The sequence below is a fragment of the Streptomyces triticisoli genome (genome assembly GCF_003270085.1).
GTDB lineage: Bacteria > Actinomycetota > Actinomycetes > Streptomycetales > Streptomycetaceae > Streptomyces > Streptomyces triticisoli.
The window spans coordinates 1-20,316 of sequence record NZ_QFDQ01000005.1 but is presented as its reverse complement, the minus strand read 5'-3'; the positions used below and the strand labels follow the sequence as shown (position 1 = coordinate 20,316).

Here is a 20,316-nt window from a genome sequence, read left to right as displayed (position 1 = left end):
TGCTGATGTCAGTGACAGGGGCGCGAGATGGACACGGCCGACGCCGACAAACGGGTGCTGGACGAGTTGTTCGACCAGATGACCGTACCCGAGGGCTACAAAGCAGAGATCGTCGAAGGCGCCGTCTTCATGGTGCCGCAGACGCATGTCCATTGGCAGATCATCTGGGACATCGTCGAGCAGGTGAGCGCCAGGCACCCTCACAAGGGCCTGCTGTCCGACGTCCGTGTCGACTACCCGGGTCCGCTGAACGGCTTCGCCTCCGACGTGACGCTCCTGACGGACAAGACCACCAGAGAGCCGCTCCACCACCAGGACGTCGAGTTTGTCGCCGAGGTCATCTCGAAGGGCACGGCCCACAACGACTACGGGCCCAAGAAGACCGCCTACGCCCACGCCGCAGTCCCGGTGTATCTCATCGCCGACCCCTTCCAGGGCAAGTGCCGCCTGTACACCCGGCCCGAGGGCCGCGAATATCTCAGCGAACTCTCCGTCCGTTTCGGAACGGACGTCGACATGACCACCACCCCCCTCGGCCTCACCCTCAAGACCGACGAGTTCTCCCGGGGCTGACCCCTCACCACCCGAACTCCCCTTGCTTCGAGCGCACTCCAACACGTTGGCTTGTGGACCATGAGGTACACACAGCTCGGACGCACGGGACTCAAGGTCAGCCGACTGGTGCTCGGCACGATGAACTTCGGTCCGCAGACCGACGAGGCGGACAGTCACGCGATCATGGACGCGGGGATCAACTTCTTCGATCGGGCAAACCGGCAACTTTGACGCCAGGTTGCACAGTAGCGCATCGCTGACGCTCACTGCTCCTGCGGACCCCGAGTGGAAACGACGAAGCCGCCGCCTCCAACTCGCTTCGAACGCAAGCAGAAGGCGACGGCCCCTCACACAGACCCGCTACCTCACCATGCGAAGGCCTCGGGAGACGGTCCGGGACCGGGGAAGATCTCGTCCAGAGACGTCAGCAGTTCCTCGCTCAGCTCCAGCTCCAGGGCGCGCAGCACCGAGTCCAGCTGCTCCTGCGTGCGGGGGCCGACGATCGGGCCGGTGACGCCGGGGCGGGTCAGCAGCCAGGCGAGCGCCGCTTCACCGGGCTCCAGGCCGTGCTTGTCGAGGAGGTTCTCGTACGCCTGGATCTGCTCGCGTGTCTTGGTGTCCTTGAGCGCGTCGGCAGCGCGGCCGCTCGCCCGGCGCCCCTCCGTGGCCTCCTTCTTGAGGACTCCGCCCAGCAGTCCGCCGTGCAGCGGCGACCAGGGGATGACGCCGAGCCCGTAGTCCTGCGCGGCCGGGATGACCTCCATCTCGGCGCGGCGCTCGGCGAGGTTGTACAGGCACTGCTCGCTGACCAGGCCCATGCGGCCGTGCCGGGCAGCCAGCTCGTTGGCCTGGGCGATCTTGTAGCCGGGGAAGTTGGACGACCCGGCGTAGAGGATCTTGCCCTGCTGGACCAGGACGTCGATCGCCTGCCAGATCTCCTCGAACGGCGTCGACCGGTCGATGTGATGGAACTGGTAGATGTCGATGTAGTCGGTCTGCAGCCGCTTGAGGGAGGCGTCGACGGCCCGGCGGATGTTCACCGCGGAGAGCTTGTCGTGGTTGGGCCAGACGGAGGAGTCGTCCGGGGCCATGTTCCCGTACACCTTGGTGGCGAGGACCGTCCTGTCGCGCCGCCCGCCACCCTGGGCGAACCAAGTACCGATGATCTCCTCGGTGCGGCCCTTGTTCTCACCCCACCCATAGACGTTGGCCGTGTCTACAAAGTTCAGACCCGCGTCGAGAGCGGCGTCCATGATGTCGTGGCTGGTTGATTCGTCTGTCTGCGGACCGAAGTTCATCGTACCGAGAACGAGTCGGCTGACCTTGAGTCCGGTGCGTCCGAGCTGCGTGTACTTCATGGACCACAAGCCAACTGCTTCGAGCCCGCTCCAGGCAAGGGCATCAGGTGCCGCCGTCAGGAGTCGTCTCCGAGGTGCCGGTACAGCGTGGCCCGAGAGACGCCCAGAGCCTTGGCGATGGCGCTGACACTCTCTCCCTTCGCCTTCCTCGCGCGGGCCACGGTCAGCGCGTCCTCGTTCACGACGGACGGCCGTCCGCCGGTACGCCCCTGCGCCTTGGCTGCGTCGAGTCCGGCGCGGGTGCGCTCCTTGATGAGGCTGCGCTCGAACTCCGCCATGGCTCCTACCACCTGAAGCATGAGACGGCCATCGGCCGTGCCGGGGTCGATGTTGGCCAGTGCACCCGTGAGCACCTTGAACCCGATACCACACTCCCGAAGCGTGTCGACCATGGTCACAAGGAGGACGCGAGCGTTCCCGCAGTTCGGATGCTGTTTGGGTACACGCCGGGCGTGCTCTGACTACACGGACAGCGTGTACTTACCGGTCCTGGTGGAGACGGCAGGGAACTGGCGCACCCTTGCCCTTCTGGAACAGGTGGGGAGGGAGCACGAGGCAAGCGGCCCCGGAACGGGGCGACACAAGGTCCAGCTCCTTGGCGCGGGCCACCGCGTTGCGGGTGCTCTGCTCGGACAGTGGCTTACCTTCCTTGCCCAGCAGTGCGGCCAGCCGGCCGGGGGCGAAGCCCGCGTGTCCGTGCCGGTCTGCCCATCCGATGGCGGCGAAGTGGACGCGGTAGGCGAGCTGGTGCGCAGGGTTCTGCGCCATGCGCCGGTACTCGTGCTGAGAGACACCGCCCCACGGGCGGTCATGGCCGAAGCTGATAGCCACCGGGTGTGGCTCCTTCCTGTGAGGCGCACACGCGTGCGCCAGTCCCCCGCCGGATGGAGGGACATGTGCCTCCCTTTCTTCGCGGGGGTGGACCGTGCACGGATGGCGCGGTCTCTCTTCACAGGTGGACGCCCAAGCCTTCGGGCCTGGACTCGGTCTCGTGCGGTCGGGAGCGACGGCGGCGACCTGCCGGGCATCTTACAAACGCGCAGAAGGACCCCGACCACAGGACCCTCCTCGTCACCTGCAGTTGTCGGTCATCCTTCGCTGTGGACCGCCGCCATGTTGCGCAGACGCTGCTTGAAGTCCATCGGGATCAGAACCTGAACCCTCCCGACTGGGTGTTGCCACATCCCGTCATGGCCATCGGGAGCCATGAGCTGCGTGGCGGTCATCCCAGGAATCGGCTCGGCATGGATGACGGCCTTGACCCCTGCGGCGCGTAGCTCCCTACCCTTTTCGTGCTGGGTCGACAACGTGCTCCACCGTTCCAGGTAGGTCTCCCCTGTCGGAATCTCCTCCCAGGTGTCCGGACGCGTGGGCTGCGCGATGAGCTGTTCACGTCGCGCGTCCAACCGCTTGTACGCCTCCCGGTACTCCTGCTTGCCCAGCTCACTGGAGTAGAGGCCCGCCTCGCGATCCTCCCTCAGGTCCGACAAGGCGCGGTTCACTTCCTCGATGTCACGCGTGTAGTCCACGCCCGGCCGGAAGACCTTCCGGACGATCTCGACATCCCCGGCAGCGAGGAGGAACGCCTGTTCCACGGCGCCCTCCAGCGTGTGCGCCGCGATGCCCTTGCTTCCGGTCGGACACGGCTTGTGCGTGGTACGGGAGGCGCAGCGGTAGTAGGGCCAGTTACGGCCAGGGCCGAGATATGCCGGCTCCCCACATGTGCAGAACGCGACCCGGAGCAAGGGCGACCCACCCTTGCGGTTGCCGTTGCGCTTGCTGGTGTTCTCGTCCAGCTTCTTGTTGGCCAGCTCCCACTCCTCGTGCGTGATCAGCGGCTCCGCGCGCTGAAGGGGCTGGCCGTCAGCGTCCCGGACGACCCGGCGTCGTGTCGTCTTCTTCCCGTCGACCATCACCTCCTCAGACACCTCCATCTGCCCCAGGATGCAGCGGGAGCGTACGACCTTGGCCGTGTTCGCGGCGGTCCAGCGGCTGCCCTTCGGGGTCTTGCCGCTGCGGATCATCTGAGCGTCGAGTGACGTCGGGGTCTTCGACACGTCCTCGTTGAGCCACTGCGCGATGCTGTTCGCCGACTCGCCCGCGATGAGACGGCGGACGATCTCACGGAGTGTCCCGGCCGTGTCGGTCCCGTAGTCGTCAGGGACGAGCTTCCACCCCTCGCCGGTCTCCTGCTTCTCCTCGCGGTAGCCGTACGGAGTGCGGCCGCCACGCCAGCGACCCTCCTTCACCAGGTGGTTGTACGAGGACTTGGCCCGCGCCTTGATGGCTTCGAGCTCCCCTTCCGCGAAGGACGCGATCAGGCTCAGGAGGAGCTTCCCCATCTGCGTGTTGAGGTTGATCCCGTCCTCGACGGTCGCGACCTCCTTGCCGTTCTTCTCGCACCACTCCAGGAGGGTGTGCACGTGCAGCACGCGCCGCGAGAGGCGGTCGATCTTCAGCGCGCAGAGGATGTCGTACTCATCGGCGCGCGACTCCTCCATCGCGATCCGGTGCTCGATCGCGCTGACCTCCTTTCCGATCGTCGAAGGCAACCACTTGCCGAACTCTGGGCGCTTCCACGGCTCTACCCCGCCGGACACGTCGATGTCCTCGACCCACCCCACGACGACGTGCCCCTCCTGATCGGCCCATCGCTGGATGGACCGACGCTGACGCTCCGGCGATGTGGTCTCGTCCGACACCCTCGACAGACGGACCACACCCAGAACTCTCGCCATGCTCGTTCTCCCTCTCCCCTGTGGCACGCATCGCGCACAAGGGGTGACGGTATGTGGTTCGGATCATGGCGTCAAAATTGATCTTTGGAAACCGCCAACGTGTACGGCTGGAGCGAGAACAAGGGCCGTACCGAGAAGATCATCGGAAACTGGTTCGCCAAGGGCGGTGACCGGCGCGACAAGGTCGTGCTGGCCACCAAGGTGTACGGCAACATGGTCCCGGACGACACCCCCGTCTGGCCGAACCACGACAAACTCTCCGCCCTGAACATCCGGCGGGCCGTGGACGCCAGCCTCAAGCGGCTGCAGACGGACTACATCGACGTCTACCAGTTCCACCACATCGACCGCAGCACCCCCTTCGAGGAGATCTGGCAGGCCGTCGACGTACTGATCCAGCAGGGCAAGATCCTCTACGTCGGCTCGTCCAACTTCCCCGGCTACAAGATCGCCCAGGCTAACGAGATCGCCGCGCGGCGCTCCGGCACCATCGGCCTGGTCAGCGAGCAGTGTCTGTACAACCTCGCCGAGCGCCGTGCCGAGATGGAGGTCATCCCGGCCGCGCAGGACTACGGGCTCGGCGTCATCCCCTGGTCGCCGCTGCACGGCGGACTGCTCGGCGGCGTCCTCAAGAAGGAGGTCGAGGGCGGCCGGCGCGCCTCCGGGCGGTCCGCCGAAGCGCTCGCCAACACCTCCGTACGCTCCCAGGTCCAGGCGTACGAGGACCTGCTCGACAAGCACGGCCTCGAACCCGGCGAGGCCGCGCTGGCCTGGCTGCTCACCCGGCCCGGCGTGACCGGCCCGATCGTGGGTCCGCGCACCGCCGAGCAGCTCGACTCGGCCCTGCGGGCGGTCGAGCTGGAGCTGAGCCAGGAGCTGCTGGACGGACTCGACGAGATCTTCCCGGGCCCGGGGCCGTCCCCGGAGGCCTTCGCCTGGTGACCGTCACCGGCCACTGACCGACCCCGGCGGCCGCGCTCGGAGGCATCACCTGCCGAACGCGGCTGCCAGGGCGACGACGGCGAACATCAGCACAAGTGCACCGGCCATGATCCGGTTCCGGGTTTTCGGGTCCACGTATTCGAGACTAACCGGCCCCGTGCAGTGGCCGGCGGGCGACCGGCTCGTAGCGGGGCTGTGTACCCGCCACACCGGACTTCGGCAGATGGCTGCGGACGAGAACCAGCTCCTGCACGGTCCACGCGGGGCTCGTGAAGTCCGCCAGCGCCTGGACGTACGACCGTACGTCCACCGTGCCCCGGCCGCGGGCCACCGTGAGATGGGCCTTGTACGAGCGGTGCTCCTCCATCCGTACACCCGCCTTGCGGGCCGCCGCCTGCGCCCGCTCGGCCAGCAGCCGCATGGTCACCAGATCGCCCTCCGCCCCCGTCCACAGCGCCTTGCCTCGCCCGAACTGCCCGCCGCCGCGCAGCGCCAGCGCGAAGGGCTCCGTGCGCCGCGCGGCTTTCTCCAGGCGTGCCGACAGCTCCGGTACGACCTCCTCGTCGACCTCGCCGTAGAAGGCGAGGGTGAAGTGCCAGCCGGGGTGGTGCGTCCAGCGCAGCCGGTCCGCGCCGGGCAGCTTCCGCAGCCCGGTGACCTCGTGCGCGAGTGCGCCGAGGACGTGCTCGGGGGGCAGTACGGCGGCGAAGAGTCTCATGGAGCCCATGGAGTCAGTCTTCCCGCCGGCCGGGACGCGCACCCGGTTTCTACGCCACCACCAGTTCCTTCCTCCGCCCGCGCGGGACCAGGCCGACGCGCGGGTGGCCGCGGTTCCAGCCGAAGGACAGGCGCAGGCCGCCGACGCGGGCCAGGACCAGGCCGATGGTGGCAGCCGCGGCGAGCGAGACCACGCCGCCGAAGGCGAAGCCGGCGCGGGCGCCGTAGACGTCGGTGATCCAGCCGACGAGGGGCGCGCCCAGCGGCGTACCACCCATGAAGACCATCATGAACAGGGCCATCACCCGGCCGCGCATGGCCGGGTCGGTGGCCATCTGCACAGCGGTGTTCGCCGTGACGTTGACCGTCAGGCCGAAGATCCCGATGGGAGCCATCAGCAGGGCGAACAGCCAGTACGACGGGGCCATCGCGGCCACGATCTCCAGGGCGCCGAAGGCTGCGGCCGCCGCGATGAGCAGGCGCAGCCGGGCCGTGCCGCGGCGGGCCGCCAGCAGGGCACCGCCCAGCGAGCCGACCGCCATCACCGTGTTGAACAGGCTGTAGGCGCCGGCGCCGGAGTGGAAGACGTCCTCGGCGTAGGCCGACAGCCACACCGGGAAGTTGAAGCCGAAGGTGCCGATGAAGCCGACCAGGACGATCGGCCAGATCAGCTCGGGGCGGCCGGCGACATAGCGCAGGCCCTCGCGGAGCTGGCCCTTGCCGCGCGGGGTGCGCTCGACCACCTGCAGCTCGCGGGCGCGCATCATGAGCAGGCCGGCGATGGGGGCGAGGAAGGACAGGCCGTTGGCGAGGAACGCCCAGCCGGTGCCGACACCGGTGATCATGAGGCCCGCGACGGCGGGGCCGATCAGACGGGCGGACTGGAAGTTGGCGGAGTTCAGGCTGACCGCGTTCGGCAGCTGCTGGGGGCCGACCATCTCGGCGACGAAGGACTGGCGGGCCGGGTTGTCGACGACCGTGGCGAGGCCGACCGCGAACGCGGCGAGGTAGACGTGCCAGACCTGGACCTGCCCGGTGAGGGTGAGCGCGGCGAGCGCGAGACCGGAGAGGGCCATGGCCGACTGGGTGACGAGCAGCGTGGGCCGCTTGGGGAGTCGGTCGACGAGGAGGCCGCCGTAGAGTCCGAAGAGCAGCATCGGCAGGAACTGCAGGGCCGTGGTGATGCCGACGGCGGCGGAGGAGCCGGTGAGGCTCAGCACCAGCCAGTCCTGGGCGATGCGCTGCATCCAGGTACCGGTGTTGGAGACCACCTGGCCGAGGAAGAACAGGCGGTAGTTCCTGACCCTCAGCGAGCTGAACATCGAGTACTTGCGAGGGGCGTCGGGGACCGTCCGGGTGCCGTCGGGGACCGTCCGGGTGCCGTCGGGGACGGTCCGGGTGCCGTCGGGGACGGGCTGAGTATCGTCGGGTACGGGTTGGGTGTCGTCGGGGGAGTCGTGGGTGGTCGGTGCGGGGGCGGAGTCTGCTCCGGATCCCGTACTCAAAAGGATTCGCCTCCTCGGCTGACGTGCTTTACAGGTGCGCGAGCTTTTCCAGTACGGGGGCGGCGTCGCGCAGTTTCGCCCACTCGTCCTCGTCCAGCCCCTCGACCAGGCCGGCCAGGAAGGCGTTCCGCTTGCCGCGGCTCTCCGCGAGCATTGTCTCGGCCTGCGCGGTCCTCGTGACCACCTTCTGGCGCCGGTCCTCGGGGTGCGGCTCCAGGCGGACCAGTCCCTTGCCCTCGAGCAGCGCCACGATGCGGGTCATCGAGGGGGGCTGGACGTGCTCCCTGCGGGCGAGCTCGCCCGGGGTGGCACTTCCGCAGATGGACAGGGTGCCCAGCACCGACATCTCGGTGGGGCTCAGCGACTCGTCGACGCGCTGGTGCTTGAGCCGACGGGACAGCCGCATCACGGCGGAGCGCAGGGAGTTCACGGCGGCTGCGTCGTCGCCATGGCTAAGGTCCGGCATGTTCTTTAGATTAACTCATTACTCTCGCTAAATACCACCGAAAACATGCCTCTACACCCGTGATGCCTGCCACTGAAAGATCGAATCACTCTTTCGGGTGAGCTCGATACGGAACGTGACGCCTCCCGCCGAGAGGTCCCGCGACCCTCATCTCCATGGGATCCAGCGTGCTGAGCGTGCGCATCGACCATGAGCTGCTCGAACGGCTCAGGAGCCATGCCGCGAAAAGAGGAATGAGCGTCCAGGACTATGTCGTCCGGACGCTCATTCGGGATGACTTCGACGAGCGGTTCCAGTCCGCCGTCGAGGAGACGGAGAGGTTCTACGGGGTCACCTGAACGCCGTGCCCCGTGTGCCCCGTGCCCTCGTGCAGCGTGGCACGGGGATCAGGTCAGGCCGAGGGCCGGCATCAGGTAGTAGAAGGCGAAGACGCCCGCCACCACGTACATCGCCACCGGGACCTCCCGGCCCCGGCCGGCCGCCAGGCGCAGCAGCGCGAAGGTGATGAAGCCCATGCCGATGCCGTTGGTGATCGAGTAGGTGAACGGCATCATCACCATCGTCACGAAGGCCGGGATGGCGATCGTGTAGTCCGCCCAGTCGATCTCCTTGATCCCCCCGGCCAGGATCAGGAAGCCCACCGCGAGCAGGGCCGGGGTGGCCGCCTGGGACGGGACCATGGTGGCGATGGGCGTGAGGAAGAGCGCCAGGGCGAACAGGGTACCGGTGACGATGTTGGCGAAGCCGGTCCTGGCCCCCTCACCGACACCGGCCGTCGACTCCACGAAGCAGGTGGTGGCCGAGGAGGAGCTGGCGCCACCGGCGGCGACCGCGATGCCGTCGACGAAGAGCACCTTGTTGATGCCGGGCATCTGGCCCTGGGCGTCGGTCAGCTTGGCCTCGTCGCTGATGCCCATGATCGTGCCCATGGCGTCGAAGAAGCAGGACAGCAGCACGGTGAAGACGAACAGGATGCCGGTCAGCACGCCGACCTTGGCGAAGCCGCCGAACAGGCTGACCTGGCCGATCAGCCCGAAGTCGGGGGTCGACACGGGGTTGCCGGGCCACTTCGGGGTGGTGAGCCCCCAGGAGGGCACGTGCGCGACGGCGTTGATCACGGCACCCAGGACGGTCATCGCGATGATCGAGATGAGGATCGCTCCGGGCACCTTGCGCACGATCAGTGCGAGCGTGAGCAGCGCGCCCAGGACGAAGACCAGGACCGGCCACCCGGTGAGGTGACCGTTGGCGCCGAGCTGGAGCGGGACGACGGTCTGGGCGGCGTCCGGGATGCGGGAGACGAAACCGGAGTCGACGAGCCCGATCAGCATGATGAACAGGCCGATACCGATGGCGATGCCCTTGCGCAGGCCCAGCGGCACGGCGTTCATGACGCGCTCGCGCAGCCCGGTGGCGACGAGCAGCATGACGACGAACCCGGCGAGGACGACCATGCCCATGGCGTCCGGCCACGCCATGCGCGGCGCGAGCTGCAGCGCGACGACGGTGTTGATGCCGAGGCCGGCGGCGAGCGCGATCGGCACGTTGCCGACGACACCCATGAGGAGCGTGGTGAAGGCGGCAGTCACGGCGGTGGCGGTGACGAGCTGCCCGTTGTCGAGCTGGTGCCCGTACATGTCCTTCGCGCTGCTGAGGATGATCGGGTTCAGCACGATGATGTAGGCCATCGCGAAGAAGGTGGCGAAACCGCCGCGGATCTCCCGGGACAGCGTGCTGCCCCGTTCGGAGATCTTGAAGAAGCGGTCGAGAGCGCCGTACGCCGGCGGAGTTCCCGGCTGCTCCGGGGCGGGGGCCTTGGCGGTGGCCGAGGTGGACATGCGTGTGACCTCAGAGAATGCGGGTGGGGACGGGGTACCGAGTCTGGGCCGACGGGTTCCCCCACGCCTCCGTCGTCTCACATTTGGAGATTTCTACGAAGAGAAGTGGCCAGACTCGAACCGTTTCAGTATGAACATATGAAGCCGGAAACACCATCTCCGCGCGTAGATACGTGCACTGCCAGGGGAGGACCCCTTGGGCAGCAGGGGCCATAAACTGACCCCCATGGCGAAGTGGACCCCCAAGCACGAGGCGCCGGAGCCCCTGGAGGGCCCCGTGGTCGCCACCATCACCGGCGGCACGATCGTCTGGTTCGCCCTCTTCCTGATCCAGCTCCCCTTCTACGGCTGGTTCCACGACCACGGCCACGCCTGGTGGCTCTGGACCTGCCTGGCCGGGGGTGGCCTGGGCCTGATCGGCATCTGGTACGTGCGGAAGCGGGACGCGGCGATCAGGCGGGTGGCGGAGGAGGAGGAATCCGCGCGGATGGGACAGCCGGCGTCGGCGGAGTAGGGGGCGGAGCCCTCGCTGGGGGTCTGGGGCGAGGCCCTGCCGGGGGTGCAGGGGATGGAGCCCCGCCGGGGTGCAGGGGACGGAGTCCCCGCCGGGGCGCAGGGGCGGAGCCCCGCCGGGGTCTGGGGCGGAGCCCCAGGGCGGTCTCCCCTCTCCCCACCGAGACGGGCGGGAGGGTGGGAAACCGGGGCGCAGGGGGCGAAGCCCCCGCCGGGGTCTGGGGCGGAGCCCCAGGGACGGAACCCCTCTCCCCACCGAGACGGGCGGGCCGGGTGGGCCAAGCCGGGGCGCAGCCCCGAACAGGGGCCTGGGGCGGAGCCCCGGGGACGGGACCCCTCCCCCCCACCGAGGACAAAGCCACCCCCGTACACCCCCCGCACGACCCCCCTCCTCCCCAGGTCGGATCTTCCCCCCCTCAACGCGTGCGGCAGCACAACCGCACGTACCGTCGGAGACATGACGCACACCGACGCGGACACGGAGCTCGACCCCGTGCACCCCGTGCACCCCGTGCCCGTCCCGGCGACGGCCCGCTCGACCGGCCTCACCTCCGCCGAAGTCGCGGAACGCGAATCCCGCGGCGAGATCAACGACGTACCGGTCCGCAGCAGCCGCTCCCTCCCCGAGATCGTCCGCGCCAACGTCTTCACCCGGTTCAACGCGATCATCGGCGTCCTGTGGCTGATCACACTCGCCGTCGCCCCGATCCAGGACAGCCTCTTCGGCTTCGTGATCATCGCGAACACCGGTATCGGCATCATCCAGGAGTGGCGGGCGAAGAAGACCCTGGACTCCCTCGCCCTCGTGGGCGAGGCCCGCCCCACGGTCCGCCGCGACGGCACCGCCACCGAGATCGCCACCTCGGAGATCGTCCTCGGCGACCTCATCGAGATCGGCCCCGGCGACAAGGTCGTCGTCGACGGCACCTGCGTCGAGGCCGACGGCCTGGAGATCGACGAGTCGCTGCTCACCGGCGAGGCCGACCCCGTCGTCAAGCGCCCCGGCGACCCCGTCATGTCCGGCAGTTTCGTCGTCGCCGGCGGCGGCGCCTTCCAGGCGACCAGGGTCGGCCGCCGCGCGTACGCCGCCCAGCTCGCCGAGGAGGCGTCCCGCTTCACGCTCGTCCGCTCCGAGCTGCGCACCGGTATCTCCACCATCCTCAAGTACGTCACCTGGATGATGGTCCCGACCGCGATCGCCCTGGTCATCAGCCAGCTGGTGGTGAAGAACAGCGACCTGAGGGAGTCCGTCGCCCGCACCGTCGGCGGCATCGTCCCCATGGTCCCCGAGGGTCTGGTCCTGCTCACCTCCGTCGCCTTCGCCATCGGTGTGATCCGGCTGGGCCGCAAGCAGTGCCTGGTCCAGGAGCTGCCCGCGATCGAGGGCCTGGCCCGCGTGGACACGGTCTGCCTGGACAAGACCGGCACCCTCACCGAGGGCGGCATGGACGTCACCGAACTGAGATCCCTGGACGGCTACGACGAGACGTACGTACGCAAGGTGCTCGGCGCCCTCGGCGAGTCCGACCCGCACCCGAACGCCTCCCTGCAGGCGATCATCGACGCCTACCCCGACACCGACGAGTGGCGCTGCGTGGAGTCGCTGCCCTTCTCCTCCGCCCGCAAGTACAGCGGCGCCAGCTTCAGCGAGGGCAACGGCGAGTCCAGTACGTGGCTGCTCGGCGCCCCGGACGTCCTGCTGCCCGCCGACGCGCCCGCCCTCACCGAGACCGGCCGGCTGAACGAGCAGGGCCTGCGCGTGCTGCTGCTCGCCCGCGCCACCCGTGACCTGGACGCCCCGGACGTCGCCCGGACCGTCGCGCCCGCCGCCCTGGTCGTCCTGGAGCAGCGGCTGCGGCCGGACGCCGCCGACACCCTGCGCTACTTCGCCGAGCAGAACGTCCGTGCCAAGGTCATCTCCGGCGACAACGCGGTGTCCGTCGGCGCGGTCGCCGCGAAGGTGGGTCTGGACGGCAGCGCCGTCGACGCCCGCCGGCTGCCCGCCGAGCGGGAGGAGATGGCGCGGGTGCTCGACGGGACCACGGTGTTCGGGCGGGTCACCCCGCAGCAGAAGCGGGACATGGTCGGCGCCCTGCAGTCGCGCGGGCACACGGTCGCGATGACCGGCGACGGCGTGAACGACGTACTCGCCCTGAAGGACGCCGACATCGGCGTGGCGATGGGCTCGGGCTCGGAGGCCACCCGGGCCGTCGCGCAGATCGTGCTGCTGAACAACAGCTTCGCGGTCCTGCCGTCCGTGGTCGCCGAGGGGCGGCGGGTCATCGGCAACATCACCCGGGTCGCGACGCTGTTCCTGGTGAAGACGGTCTACTCGGTGCTGCTGGCGGTGCTGGTGGTGTGCTCGCAGGTGGAGTACCCGTTCCTGCCGCGCCACCTGACCCTGCTGTCCACCCTCACCATCGGCGTTCCGGCCTTCTTCCTGGCCCTCGCCCCGAACAAGGAACGCGCCAGGCCGCACTTCGTGCGTCGGGTCATGCGCTACGCGCTGCCGGGCGGGGCCGTGACCGCCGTGGCGACCTTCACGACGTACCTGACCGCCCGCCACCACTACACCGGCCCGGACACCCTGGACGCGGAGACCAGCGCGGCCACGCTCACGCTGTTCCTGGTCGCGATGTGGGTCCTGGCGATCGTCGCCCGCCCCTACACCTGGTGGCGCGTCGCCCTGGTGGCCTCGATGGGCGCGGTCTTCGTCCTCGTCCTGCTCGTGCCGACCCTGCAGCGCTTCTTCGCACTGCACCTGGTCGGTACGGCGATGCCCTGGCTGGCGGTGGGCATCGCCGTGGTGGCGGCGGCCGTCCTGGAACTCCTGTGGAGGTGGGTCGACCGCCGCTTCCCCGTCTGACGCGGCCTGCTTCCCCGTCTGACGCGGCCTGCTTCACCGCCGGGGTGGTCGAGGTGCCCGCGAAGCCGTAGCGCCGCACCAGCGTGAAGTTGGATTTCTGTGGACGCCCGTCAGTCGAACCAGCGGTCCCGCGCCAGCTCCTCCGTCCGGGAGGGGTCCTCCAGCAGCGCCGCCACCTCGAAGCGGCGGGGCCACTGGCCGGCCGCCCAGGCCAGGCCGGCGGCCACGCCCTCCAGGGTGGCCGCGTGCAGGACGCCGTCGGAGGTCAGGCGCCAGTCCAGCTCGGTGCCGTCGACGACGAGTTCCTCGTGCTCGACGTACGTGGCGGGCGTACGCGGACCGAGCAGGACGCGTACCGGCTCCGGTACGTCGTGCTCGGCGCCCTCGGAGTCGACCTCGCCGATGACGGACTCGCTCAGCCGCCGCACCTGGAACAGCTCGGCCAACTCGGCGACCAGGGACGGCCGTACGGGCAGCAGCGGAACACCGGAGGTGAACGGCAGCAGGTCCGGGGAGTCGCACACCACGGCGTCGGCGGCGTCCACGACCTCCACCCGGCCGTCGACCACGGCCCGCAACTCCTCCGGCAACGTGACCTGTTCCGGGTCGACCTCGGCCAAGTACCCGTACAGGGCATGCAGTTGGGCGGAGGTCACCGGACGTTCGGGGTCGGCGAGCCGGTCCAGCAGCTCAGCCGCGCCGCCCGGCTCGTCGAGCAGCGCGGCGACGGACGTCCGGACGCCCAGCGCCCGCAGCACCTGCTCGTCGTCGAAGCCGGCGGCGTCCGCCTCGTCGTACAGGCCGCGCAGCAGCGGGTCGGAGCCGGCGGCGCGCAGACCGGCCGGGCGGCGCCCGCCCAGCACCGGGTGGCCGCGCAGCCACCAGGCGGTGTACGGCCGGACGATCTCGTGGGTGCCGTCCGGCAGCAGGATCCGCACCGGCTGGGTGAGGGCGTCCCTGAGCGGCGGCCGGGACAGCAGGGCGAGGGCCCGGGGCCACTGGTCGTCGTCCACCAGGTCCAGGTCCCGTACCGCCACGACCTCGGTGGCGACCGGCGGCACGGGGGTGTCCGGGAACCGGTCGAGGAGGTCCTCGCACCACACGTCCACCGCGTCCAGCAGCCCGGGGTCGTCCGGCTCGGGGAAGTCCCCTTCCCGGGGCTCCAGTTCATCCGGATCAAGAACGACATCCGTGGCCCGTACGAGGGCGAAGTTCACCAGCACACCGCACGCGGCGAGCGGCTGCTCGCCCCACTTCTCGGCCAGCTCTGCGTCCACCGTCGGAAGTTCGCCCTCGTGCATGACGCGCGCGAACGGGCCGCCGGGGAAGACCAGTTCGCCGGCCGGGGCGAGTTCGCCGTCCTCGTCGGGCAGGGCGAGCGCGCCGAGCCAGGGCTCGTCGCCGGGCTCCAGGCCCGCGTCCCGGACGAGGGCGAGGACGGTGTCGGCGAGTTCCTCGGCGTCGGGGGTGTCCTCGTCCCATCCGCCGGTGTCCTCGTCGAGGGAGGCGGCGACGGCGGCCCGCACCTGCGGGGTGGTGAGCACGGCGCGCGGGGTGGCGGGCAGGGCGCCGAGCTTCTCCAGGATGGGATGGGCGGCGTCCGGGTGGGCGACCTTCAGTCCGAGCCGGGCCAGCACCTCCGGATCGGTGCCGGGGGTGCCCGGGGCGGGCAGCAGGACCTGCCGGGGCCCGATGGTCGTACGGCTTCCCCCAGTGCTGGACGCCTGGGAGGTACCCCCAGCGAGCGGCACGGGCAGCCCGGAGAGCCGGTCGGGGTCGACGCCCGCGAGGCTGTCGTACAGCCGCCGCCACCAGCCGGGCTCCTTCTCCAGCCCGGCCAGCCGGTCGACGGCGTCGGTCAGCGGCAGGCGGGCCACGCCCAGTGTGCGCAGCTCCACCCGCCGTTCCAGTCCGGCGGGCAGCAGGGTGGGCAGCACCTCGGCGAGGACGCGCACGGTGTCGGCGCCCGCCCCCTCGACCACCTCGGCGTCCCGCGGACGGAGGGATTCGGGCAGGTGGGAGTCGTGGTCGGCGGGCACGGCGGCCGGCGGCAGGAAGGAGGTGCGCGGCAGCCGGTCGAGGATCGCCTGCCGCAGTACGCCGTCCAGCTCGCCCTTGCCCAGCGGGCCGGGCACGAGGTCGATGACGCCCTCGCTCACCGGCCGCCACTCGGCGAGGAGCTCGGCGTAGGCGTCGGCCGCGCGCTGCGCCAGGAAGTCGGTGAGCGGTCCGGGCGCGGTGTGCCGGCGGGTGCTGTCCAGCGGGAACGACGCGATGAGCAGGGCCGGGACGCCGAGGGGGTCGTCGCTCGGGGTGGGCGCGTGCACGACGGGGCTGGTGCGGGGGCGGACCGGGTTGCCGTAGGCGTCGACGGGCACCGCCCAGGTGACCGACCAGTGCGGGCGCAGCCGCTCCTCGACCGGGCGGTCGGCGAGCAGGTCGGGGGTGAGGGCGCCGTGGGCGGCGGCGGTGCGCCAGTGGGTGACGCCGTCCCGGGAGTCCTCGACAACCGTGAACGCGCCGTCCGTACGGCGGCTCAGGGTACGTGGCTCCTCGTCGCCGATCTCGACCACGACCTCCTCCAGGCCGGGCAGGGCGAGGAGCAGGGCGTCGTCGATGGAGCGCAGGAGCCGTTCGGCGAGGTCGGCGGCGGCCGTGTCGCGCAGGGGCAGGATGACGACCGTGTCGTAGGGGTCGGGGGCGGTGCCCTCGGCGGCGAACGGCAGCCGCAGCAGCGGTACGTGTCCGTCGCGGCGGCGGATCTCGTCCCCGAGGCCGGGGCTGTGCCGGGCGGTCTCCTCGGCGAGGCCGCGGGCCTCGGCCAGCGACCAGCGCACCCCGCCGTGCCGGCCGACCACCGCGGGCTCGTCGGTGACGGCGAGGACGGCGGCGAAGCCGACGCCGAAGCGGCCGACGGCGCTCTCACGCGCGTCCCGCTTGGCGGAGGCCCGGAGCGTGGACAGCGACTCGACACCGGCCGCGTCCAGCGGGGCGCCGGTGTTGGCGGCGCCGAGGACACCGTCCCGCAGGGTGAGCCGCAGCCGTCCGGGCACACCCGCCCGCGCGGCGGCATCGGCGGCGTTCTGCGCCAGCTCGACGACGAGCCGGTCCCGGTAGCCGCCGAGGACCAGGTCCTCCTCGGCGTTGGCGTCCTCCCGGAACCGCGCCGGACTCGTGGCCCAGGCATCCAGCACGCCACGCCGCAGGCGCGCGGTCCCCAACGGATCGCCTCCGGCGGCCGGCTGCACGAACATGCTCACGTCCCACTCTCCTCACGGCTGTGAGGTCGAAGGTACCGCTCCACCGGACGCAGGCTTCCATTGTCCCCGGCGGGTGCGCCGAGCAGCCCTGACGGGGGGGCGGGATCAGCCTTCGGAGACGTACGGGACGAAGCGCACCCAGGCGTCGGGAGTGAGCGCGAGCCGGGGGCCCTCGATGGTCTTGGAGTCACGGACGTGGACCGTGCGAGGCGCTGTCGCGATCTCGACGCAGGAGTTGCCGTCGTTGCCGCTGCTGTAGCTGCTCTTGAACCACACCAGCTCGGAGCTGCCGCCACCAGAGGGCTTGAGGGTCATGTCTCTCCCCGAAGTTGTTCGATGAAAGGCAGCGACTCCCGTGGAGAGAGTGCCTGGGCCCGGATCGTGCCATACCGCAGCTCAAGGATGCGCAGTTGCTTGGGATCGGAGGTCGGCCGACCGTTGAACGCGCCGTCGGAGCGGCCCACCGCCGAACCATCCGCGAACTTCAGCAACTCGATCTTGCCGTCCATGCCGGAATGCGTCTCGCAGTTCAACGGCATCACCTGAAGCACGACGTTGTGCAGTCGACCCACCTCCAACAGCCGTTCGAGCTGCCGTCGCCACGCCATTGTGCCCCCGATCGGGCGGCGTAGGGCCGCCTCTTCCAGGACGAAACTGAGCGCGGGAGCAGGTGAACGCTCGAAGATCGACGCGCGAGCCATACGGGCAGCCACCATCCGTTCCACCTCGTCCGGGGAATATGGGGGCTGCATGGCCTCGAACAACGCCCTCGCGTGGTCAGAGGTCTGCAGGAGACCGCGAGACCGAGCTCGACCCCACCGTGATGCTGGGCAATGGCCCCGTAACGTACGCGGGCACTGCGCACATGGCGGAAATCGGCGCCTTCGCCGAGCTCAGCCGGGAAAACCTGAAGGTGCTGCACGGGTCCGGAATCCACCCGACCGAGCTCTGACCACCACCCCGCCCCGCCGCGCGTGCGGCCGTGTCGCACGGTTGTGCCCCATCCGTTGTGACGTTAGGGCCGTCTCCAGGTGCCCAAAATGGCCCCGGCGTCGCACTCGTCGGGATCATGGAAGGCCCAGGGCGCGGCGGAGGGGGAGCAGGACGAGCGGGGGGTGGTGGGTGTCGGACCAGGTGAAGCGGAGCAGGGTGAGGCCGGGGAGGAGGGTGGTCAGGCGGTTTTGGCGGTGGCGGTCCTGGTAGAGGGCCTGGGGGGTGCCATGGGGGGCCTTGCCGTCCGCCTCCACGCCCACCAGGTGGGTGGGCCAGCCCAGGTCGATGCGGTAGGAGCAGCCCTGCGCCGGGTCCACAATGCGCCACTGCAGGAGGGGCGGGGGCAGGCCGTCGTCCAGGCAGATGAGGCGCACCCGGGTTTCCAGGGGGGATTCGGCCCGGCCGTCGGCCAGGCGCAGCCACTCCCGGGCCCTGCGCGCGTGGGGGCGGCCGGACAGCAGGGGCGGGATGGTGCGGAGGTCGGGCTCGGTCAGCAGGCCCTGGTGGAGGGCCGAGTCCAGCACGCTCACCGCCTCGGTGCGCGGGAGGTGGAGCAGGAGGTCCGCGCAGGTGCGAACCGGGGTGGTCACGGGGATGCCCCGCAGGGTCGTGCGGGAAGTGGGGGGAAGGGCGCTCCGGTGGACGCGGATGCCGGGGCGGCTGCGGATCTCGTGGCCCGGTGGAGCGGCCAGGTGCAGGGTGCCGTCGTCCCGGGGGAGGCCCTGGATGCCCAGCAGGCGGGCGGCCGTGGGGCCTGCGGCCACCACATGTGGACCGCAGGTGAGAAGGGCGCCCCGGACTCGGGAACGCAGTGAGGGGCCCTGGCTGTCCTGTCCCACCCAGTAGCTGCCCCGGGTCAGCGGAACCCACCGGCCCGACCTGACCATCCGCCGTACGGTGTTCCGATCGGCGCCGGCCGACCCGAGCTGTGGGATCGTCACCACCCAGTCCTGCCGGGAGGCGGTGGCACGGACCTGCTGGAGGGTTTCGCTGCTGATCGTCATGCCGCACTATGGCGTGCGGCGCGAACGGTTCGCGTGGGCTGTGGACAACTCCCCCGCCCCTGGCGCCGTGGCGTACGCGGACTCGGCGCACATGGCGGAAATCAGCGCGTTCGCCGCGCTCGGCCGGGAAGGCATGAAGGTGTTGCCCGAGGCCGGGATCCACCCGCCCGAGGTCTGATCGTCGTCTGGTCGGGCCGGTGGGCTTCGGCTCCGTGCCGGGTCTGCTGGGGCTACGGAGGGAGCGGGCATTGGGGGCGCTGTCGGGCGGCCTGGTGGTCATCGCGGTGGGGATCGTGCTGCGGCAGGCGGACCGGTGGTGGTTCAGTCCGGCACGGGGGCGGCACGGGCCGGGCTCGCTCCGGTCGGTGACGGCGCTCCAGCGTGAGCGGCTGAACGACGTCACGCCTGTGCTTCTGCTGATCGGGCACTGGCTGGAGATCGTCGGATGGTGCGTGGTTGCCGTGCACGGCGGTGGCGTGGGGTGTGCGGTCGCCGCCCTCGCCGGTGCGGTGAAATTCCGCCATTTGCAGGAGGTCAGCCACTTCGCGGTGCACGGCGTGCTGGTGCGCGGCGGCCGGCTGAACACGCTGCTCGCCGAGGCGGCCGTCCATGTCCCGCTCGGCTTCGGACCCGTGGCCGTACGCCGCCGTCGGCACGTACGCGAGCACCATCCGAACGCGACGATCGCCGGAGCCGACCCGAACCTGGCGGAGCTGCACCGGGCGGGCCTGCGGACCGGGGCCGGAACAGCACGGTATGTGCTCGGCACAGTCCATCCGCTCACGCCGGCCGGTGTGTCCGGCACCGTACGAAGCCTGGCCGCTCTGTGGCGGGAGCCGGGCGCCGGGCGGCTGCGGGTGGCCGGGCCGGTGGCCGTGACGGCGGCCGTGACTCTGGTCTTCGGGTGGCAGGCGGCGGTGTTCGTCTTCCTGCTGCCCCGGCTGCTGCTGCATCCGCAGCTCGCCTGGATGTCGCTGCTGGTCGAACACCGCTGGTTCGACCCGGAGGTGGTCACTGGGGCGCCGGTCGCGGTGGAGGCCGGGCGGTGCCTGCGGCTGTATCCGCGCAACGTGCTTCTCGCCCTGCTCGCGCGCGGTACGTGGTTGCCGTACGGCGACCTGTACCACTTCGCGCACTCGGCGCACCCGGCGGTGCGCTGGAACTACCTGCCCTCGCTGGAACGTTCACTGTCCGGCCCGGGTTACCGGCCGCACGCGCTGCTGCTGGGCGAGTCCGCCGTACTCCGCCGCCACCGGCGCGCTCTCGCGGCACGCCCGGCCGCCCCCGCCGACAGCCCGGACAGCACCGGACACGTCACCGACAGTCACCACACGCAACCCCTCAGTCACTCCCCACGCTAGGTGCGCTCGGCCACTCTGAGTGACGTGAATCAGGAAATCGCCGACCTCACGGCCGGGCAAAGCGTCCAGTTCCCCAACTTCAGCGTGCTGCTGTCGTCCACACGGCGCGGGGCCCGCCTCGCGCGTCTGCTCGCCCAGGCGCAGCTGCGCCGCTGGGGGCTGCCCACGGAGCCCGCGAACCTTCTCGTGGCCGAGCTGGC

General features: G+C 70.4%; 18 protein-coding genes and 3 pseudogenes. 9 read left to right on the top strand and 12 right to left on the bottom strand.

What is annotated here, in order from left to right; genetic code table 11:
• The first annotated feature begins 27 nt into the window (after window positions 1-27).
• On the top strand, window positions 28-573 hold the full coding sequence (locus tag DEP02_RS01330; protein WP_112465456.1) for a Uma2 family endonuclease: 546 nt from the start codon (window positions 28-30) through the stop codon (window positions 571-573).
• Window positions 574-633: 60 nt separating this feature from the next.
• A pseudogene (locus DEP02_RS01325) lies at window positions 634-774 on the top strand (aldo/keto reductase); the annotation flags it as partial.
• A 146-nt stretch (window positions 775-920) separates the two neighbouring features.
• On the opposite strand, the gene DEP02_RS01320 reads toward DEP02_RS01325, so the two are convergent.
• From DEP02_RS01320 to DEP02_RS01305, 4 genes are all read right to left on the bottom strand, one after another.
• Entirely contained in the window at window positions 921-1,913 is a 993-nt protein-coding gene (locus DEP02_RS01320) for an aldo/keto reductase (protein WP_112465455.1), read from the bottom strand.
• Between the two features lie 56 nt (window positions 1,914-1,969).
• Complete coding sequence (locus DEP02_RS01315; RefSeq protein ID WP_232838909.1) at window positions 1,970-2,305, bottom strand: recombinase family protein; 336 nt, start codon at window positions 2,303-2,305, stop codon at window positions 1,970-1,972.
• Between the two features lie 88 nt (window positions 2,306-2,393).
• The gene (locus DEP02_RS34255; protein WP_232838906.1) at window positions 2,394-2,744 is read right to left on the bottom strand and encodes a hypothetical protein; all 351 of its coding nucleotides are present in this window, start codon (window positions 2,742-2,744) and stop codon (window positions 2,394-2,396) included.
• Window positions 2,745-3,001: 257 nt separating this feature from the next.
• Window positions 3,002-4,678 (bottom strand): recombinase family protein, encoded by a 1,677-nt coding sequence (locus DEP02_RS01305; protein WP_232838905.1) that lies wholly within the window; start codon window positions 4,676-4,678, stop codon window positions 3,002-3,004.
• Between the two features lie 57 nt (window positions 4,679-4,735).
• Here DEP02_RS01305 and DEP02_RS01300 point away from each other — a divergent pair, with 57 nt between their 5' ends.
• The gene (locus DEP02_RS01300; protein ID WP_112465453.1) at window positions 4,736-5,593 is read left to right on the top strand and encodes an aldo/keto reductase; all 858 of its coding nucleotides are present in this window, start codon (window positions 4,736-4,738) and stop codon (window positions 5,591-5,593) included.
• A 145-nt stretch (window positions 5,594-5,738) separates the two neighbouring features.
• Here DEP02_RS01300 and thpR read toward each other — a convergent pair whose 3' ends face one another.
• The 3 genes from thpR to DEP02_RS01285 all read right to left on the bottom strand — a co-directional run bounded on the left by thpR (window position 5,739) and on the right by DEP02_RS01285 (window position 8,281).
• Window positions 5,739-6,311 (bottom strand): RNA 2',3'-cyclic phosphodiesterase, encoded by a 573-nt coding sequence (gene thpR / locus DEP02_RS01295; protein WP_112465502.1) that lies wholly within the window; start codon window positions 6,309-6,311, stop codon window positions 5,739-5,741.
• A 49-nt stretch (window positions 6,312-6,360) separates the two neighbouring features.
• Window positions 6,361-7,632: an MFS transporter gene (locus DEP02_RS01290; protein WP_112465501.1), complete on the bottom strand. Its 1,272-nt coding sequence runs from the start codon at window positions 7,630-7,632 to the stop codon at window positions 6,361-6,363.
• A gap of 211 nt (window positions 7,633-7,843) precedes the next feature.
• Entirely contained in the window at window positions 7,844-8,281 is a 438-nt protein-coding gene (locus DEP02_RS01285; protein ID WP_112465452.1) for a MarR family winged helix-turn-helix transcriptional regulator, read from the bottom strand.
• A gap of 155 nt (window positions 8,282-8,436) precedes the next feature.
• Here DEP02_RS01285 and DEP02_RS01280 point away from each other — a divergent pair, with 155 nt between their 5' ends.
• Entirely contained in the window at window positions 8,437-8,619 is a 183-nt protein-coding gene (locus tag DEP02_RS01280; protein WP_198668237.1) for a ribbon-helix-helix protein, CopG family, read from the top strand.
• 48 nt (window positions 8,620-8,667) lie between these two features.
• Here DEP02_RS01280 and DEP02_RS01275 read toward each other — a convergent pair whose 3' ends face one another.
• Window positions 8,668-10,119: an NCS2 family permease gene (locus DEP02_RS01275; RefSeq protein ID WP_112465450.1), complete on the bottom strand. Its 1,452-nt coding sequence runs from the start codon at window positions 10,117-10,119 to the stop codon at window positions 8,668-8,670.
• Window positions 10,120-10,345: 226 nt separating this feature from the next.
• Between DEP02_RS01275 and DEP02_RS01270 the strand changes: the two genes are divergently transcribed.
• Both DEP02_RS01270 and DEP02_RS01265 read left to right on the top strand, forming a co-directional pair.
• Complete coding sequence (locus tag DEP02_RS01270; RefSeq protein WP_112465449.1) at window positions 10,346-10,633, top strand: DUF2530 domain-containing protein; 288 nt, start codon at window positions 10,346-10,348, stop codon at window positions 10,631-10,633.
• A 456-nt stretch (window positions 10,634-11,089) separates the two neighbouring features.
• Window positions 11,090-13,498, top strand: a complete 2,409-nt coding sequence (locus DEP02_RS01265; RefSeq protein ID WP_112465448.1) for an HAD-IC family P-type ATPase — start codon at window positions 11,090-11,092, stop codon at window positions 13,496-13,498.
• 110 nt (window positions 13,499-13,608) lie between these two features.
• Here DEP02_RS01265 and DEP02_RS01260 read toward each other — a convergent pair whose 3' ends face one another.
• The 4 genes and pseudogenes from DEP02_RS01260 to DEP02_RS35240 form a co-directional block, all read right to left on the bottom strand.
• Entirely contained in the window at window positions 13,609-16,758 is a 3,150-nt protein-coding gene (locus DEP02_RS01260; RefSeq protein WP_112465447.1) for a sacsin N-terminal ATP-binding-like domain-containing protein, read from the bottom strand.
• Window positions 16,759-16,863: 105 nt separating this feature from the next.
• Complete coding sequence (locus DEP02_RS01255; RefSeq protein ID WP_112465446.1) at window positions 16,864-17,073, bottom strand: DUF397 domain-containing protein; 210 nt, start codon at window positions 17,071-17,073, stop codon at window positions 16,864-16,866.
• Window positions 17,070-17,555 (bottom strand): annotated as a pseudogene (locus tag DEP02_RS01250) (DUF5753 domain-containing protein); the annotation flags it as partial. The pseudogene DEP02_RS01250 and the gene DEP02_RS01255, both read right to left, overlap by 4 nt.
• 270 nt (window positions 17,556-17,825) lie before the next feature.
• Window positions 17,826-18,755 (bottom strand): type IV toxin-antitoxin system AbiEi family antitoxin domain-containing protein, encoded by a 930-nt coding sequence (locus DEP02_RS35240; RefSeq protein WP_112465445.1) that lies wholly within the window; start codon window positions 18,753-18,755, stop codon window positions 17,826-17,828.
• On the opposite strand from DEP02_RS35240, the gene DEP02_RS01240 reads away from it, so the two are divergent.
• The 3 genes and pseudogenes from DEP02_RS01240 to DEP02_RS01230 all read left to right on the top strand — a co-directional run.
• Window positions 18,754-18,933, top strand: coding sequence for a hypothetical protein (locus DEP02_RS01240; protein WP_112465444.1), 180 nt, complete (start codon window positions 18,754-18,756; stop codon window positions 18,931-18,933). The two genes, DEP02_RS35240 and DEP02_RS01240, sit on opposite strands and share 2 nt — an antisense overlap.
• A gap of 70 nt (window positions 18,934-19,003) precedes the next feature.
• Window positions 19,004-20,116 (top strand): fatty acid desaturase, encoded by a 1,113-nt coding sequence (locus tag DEP02_RS01235; RefSeq protein WP_232838904.1) that lies wholly within the window; start codon window positions 19,004-19,006, stop codon window positions 20,114-20,116.
• Between the two features lie 15 nt (window positions 20,117-20,131).
• Window positions 20,132-20,316 (top strand): annotated as a pseudogene (locus DEP02_RS01230) (ATP-binding protein); the annotation flags it as partial.

Bases quoted from the DNA above. Each gene is read 5' to 3' on its own strand.
- DEP02_RS01330 (WP_112465456.1), top strand. From the start codon at position 28: ATGGACACGGCCGACGCCGACAAACGGGTGCTGGACGAGTTGTTCGAC.
- DEP02_RS01320 (WP_112465455.1), bottom strand. From the start codon at position 1,913: ATGAAGTACACGCAGCTCGGACGCACCGGACTCAAGGTCAGCCGACTC.
- DEP02_RS01315 (WP_232838909.1), bottom strand. From the start codon at position 2,305: ATGGTCGACACGCTTCGGGAGTGTGGTATCGGGTTCAAGGTGCTCACG.
- thpR (WP_112465502.1), bottom strand. From the start codon at position 6,311: ATGAGACTCTTCGCCGCCGTACTGCCCCCCGAGCACGTCCTCGGCGCA.
- DEP02_RS01290 (WP_112465501.1), bottom strand. From the start codon at position 7,632: ATGTTCAGCTCGCTGAGGGTCAGGAACTACCGCCTGTTCTTCCTCGGC.
- DEP02_RS01285 (WP_112465452.1), bottom strand. From the start codon at position 8,281: ATGCCGGACCTTAGCCATGGCGACGACGCAGCCGCCGTGAACTCCCTG.
- DEP02_RS01280 (WP_198668237.1), top strand. From the start codon at position 8,437: ATGGGATCCAGCGTGCTGAGCGTGCGCATCGACCATGAGCTGCTCGAA.
- DEP02_RS01275 (WP_112465450.1), bottom strand. From the start codon at position 10,119: ATGTCCACCTCGGCCACCGCCAAGGCCCCCGCCCCGGAGCAGCCGGGA.
- DEP02_RS01270 (WP_112465449.1), top strand. From the start codon at position 10,346: ATGGCGAAGTGGACCCCCAAGCACGAGGCGCCGGAGCCCCTGGAGGGC.
- DEP02_RS01265 (WP_112465448.1), top strand. From the start codon at position 11,090: ATGACGCACACCGACGCGGACACGGAGCTCGACCCCGTGCACCCCGTG.
- DEP02_RS01255 (WP_112465446.1), bottom strand. From the start codon at position 17,073: ATGACCCTCAAGCCCTCTGGTGGCGGCAGCTCCGAGCTGGTGTGGTTC.
- DEP02_RS01240 (WP_112465444.1), top strand. From the start codon at position 18,754: ATGCCGCACTATGGCGTGCGGCGCGAACGGTTCGCGTGGGCTGTGGAC.
- DEP02_RS35240 (WP_112465445.1), bottom strand. From the start codon at position 18,755: ATGACGATCAGCAGCGAAACCCTCCAGCAGGTCCGTGCCACCGCCTCC.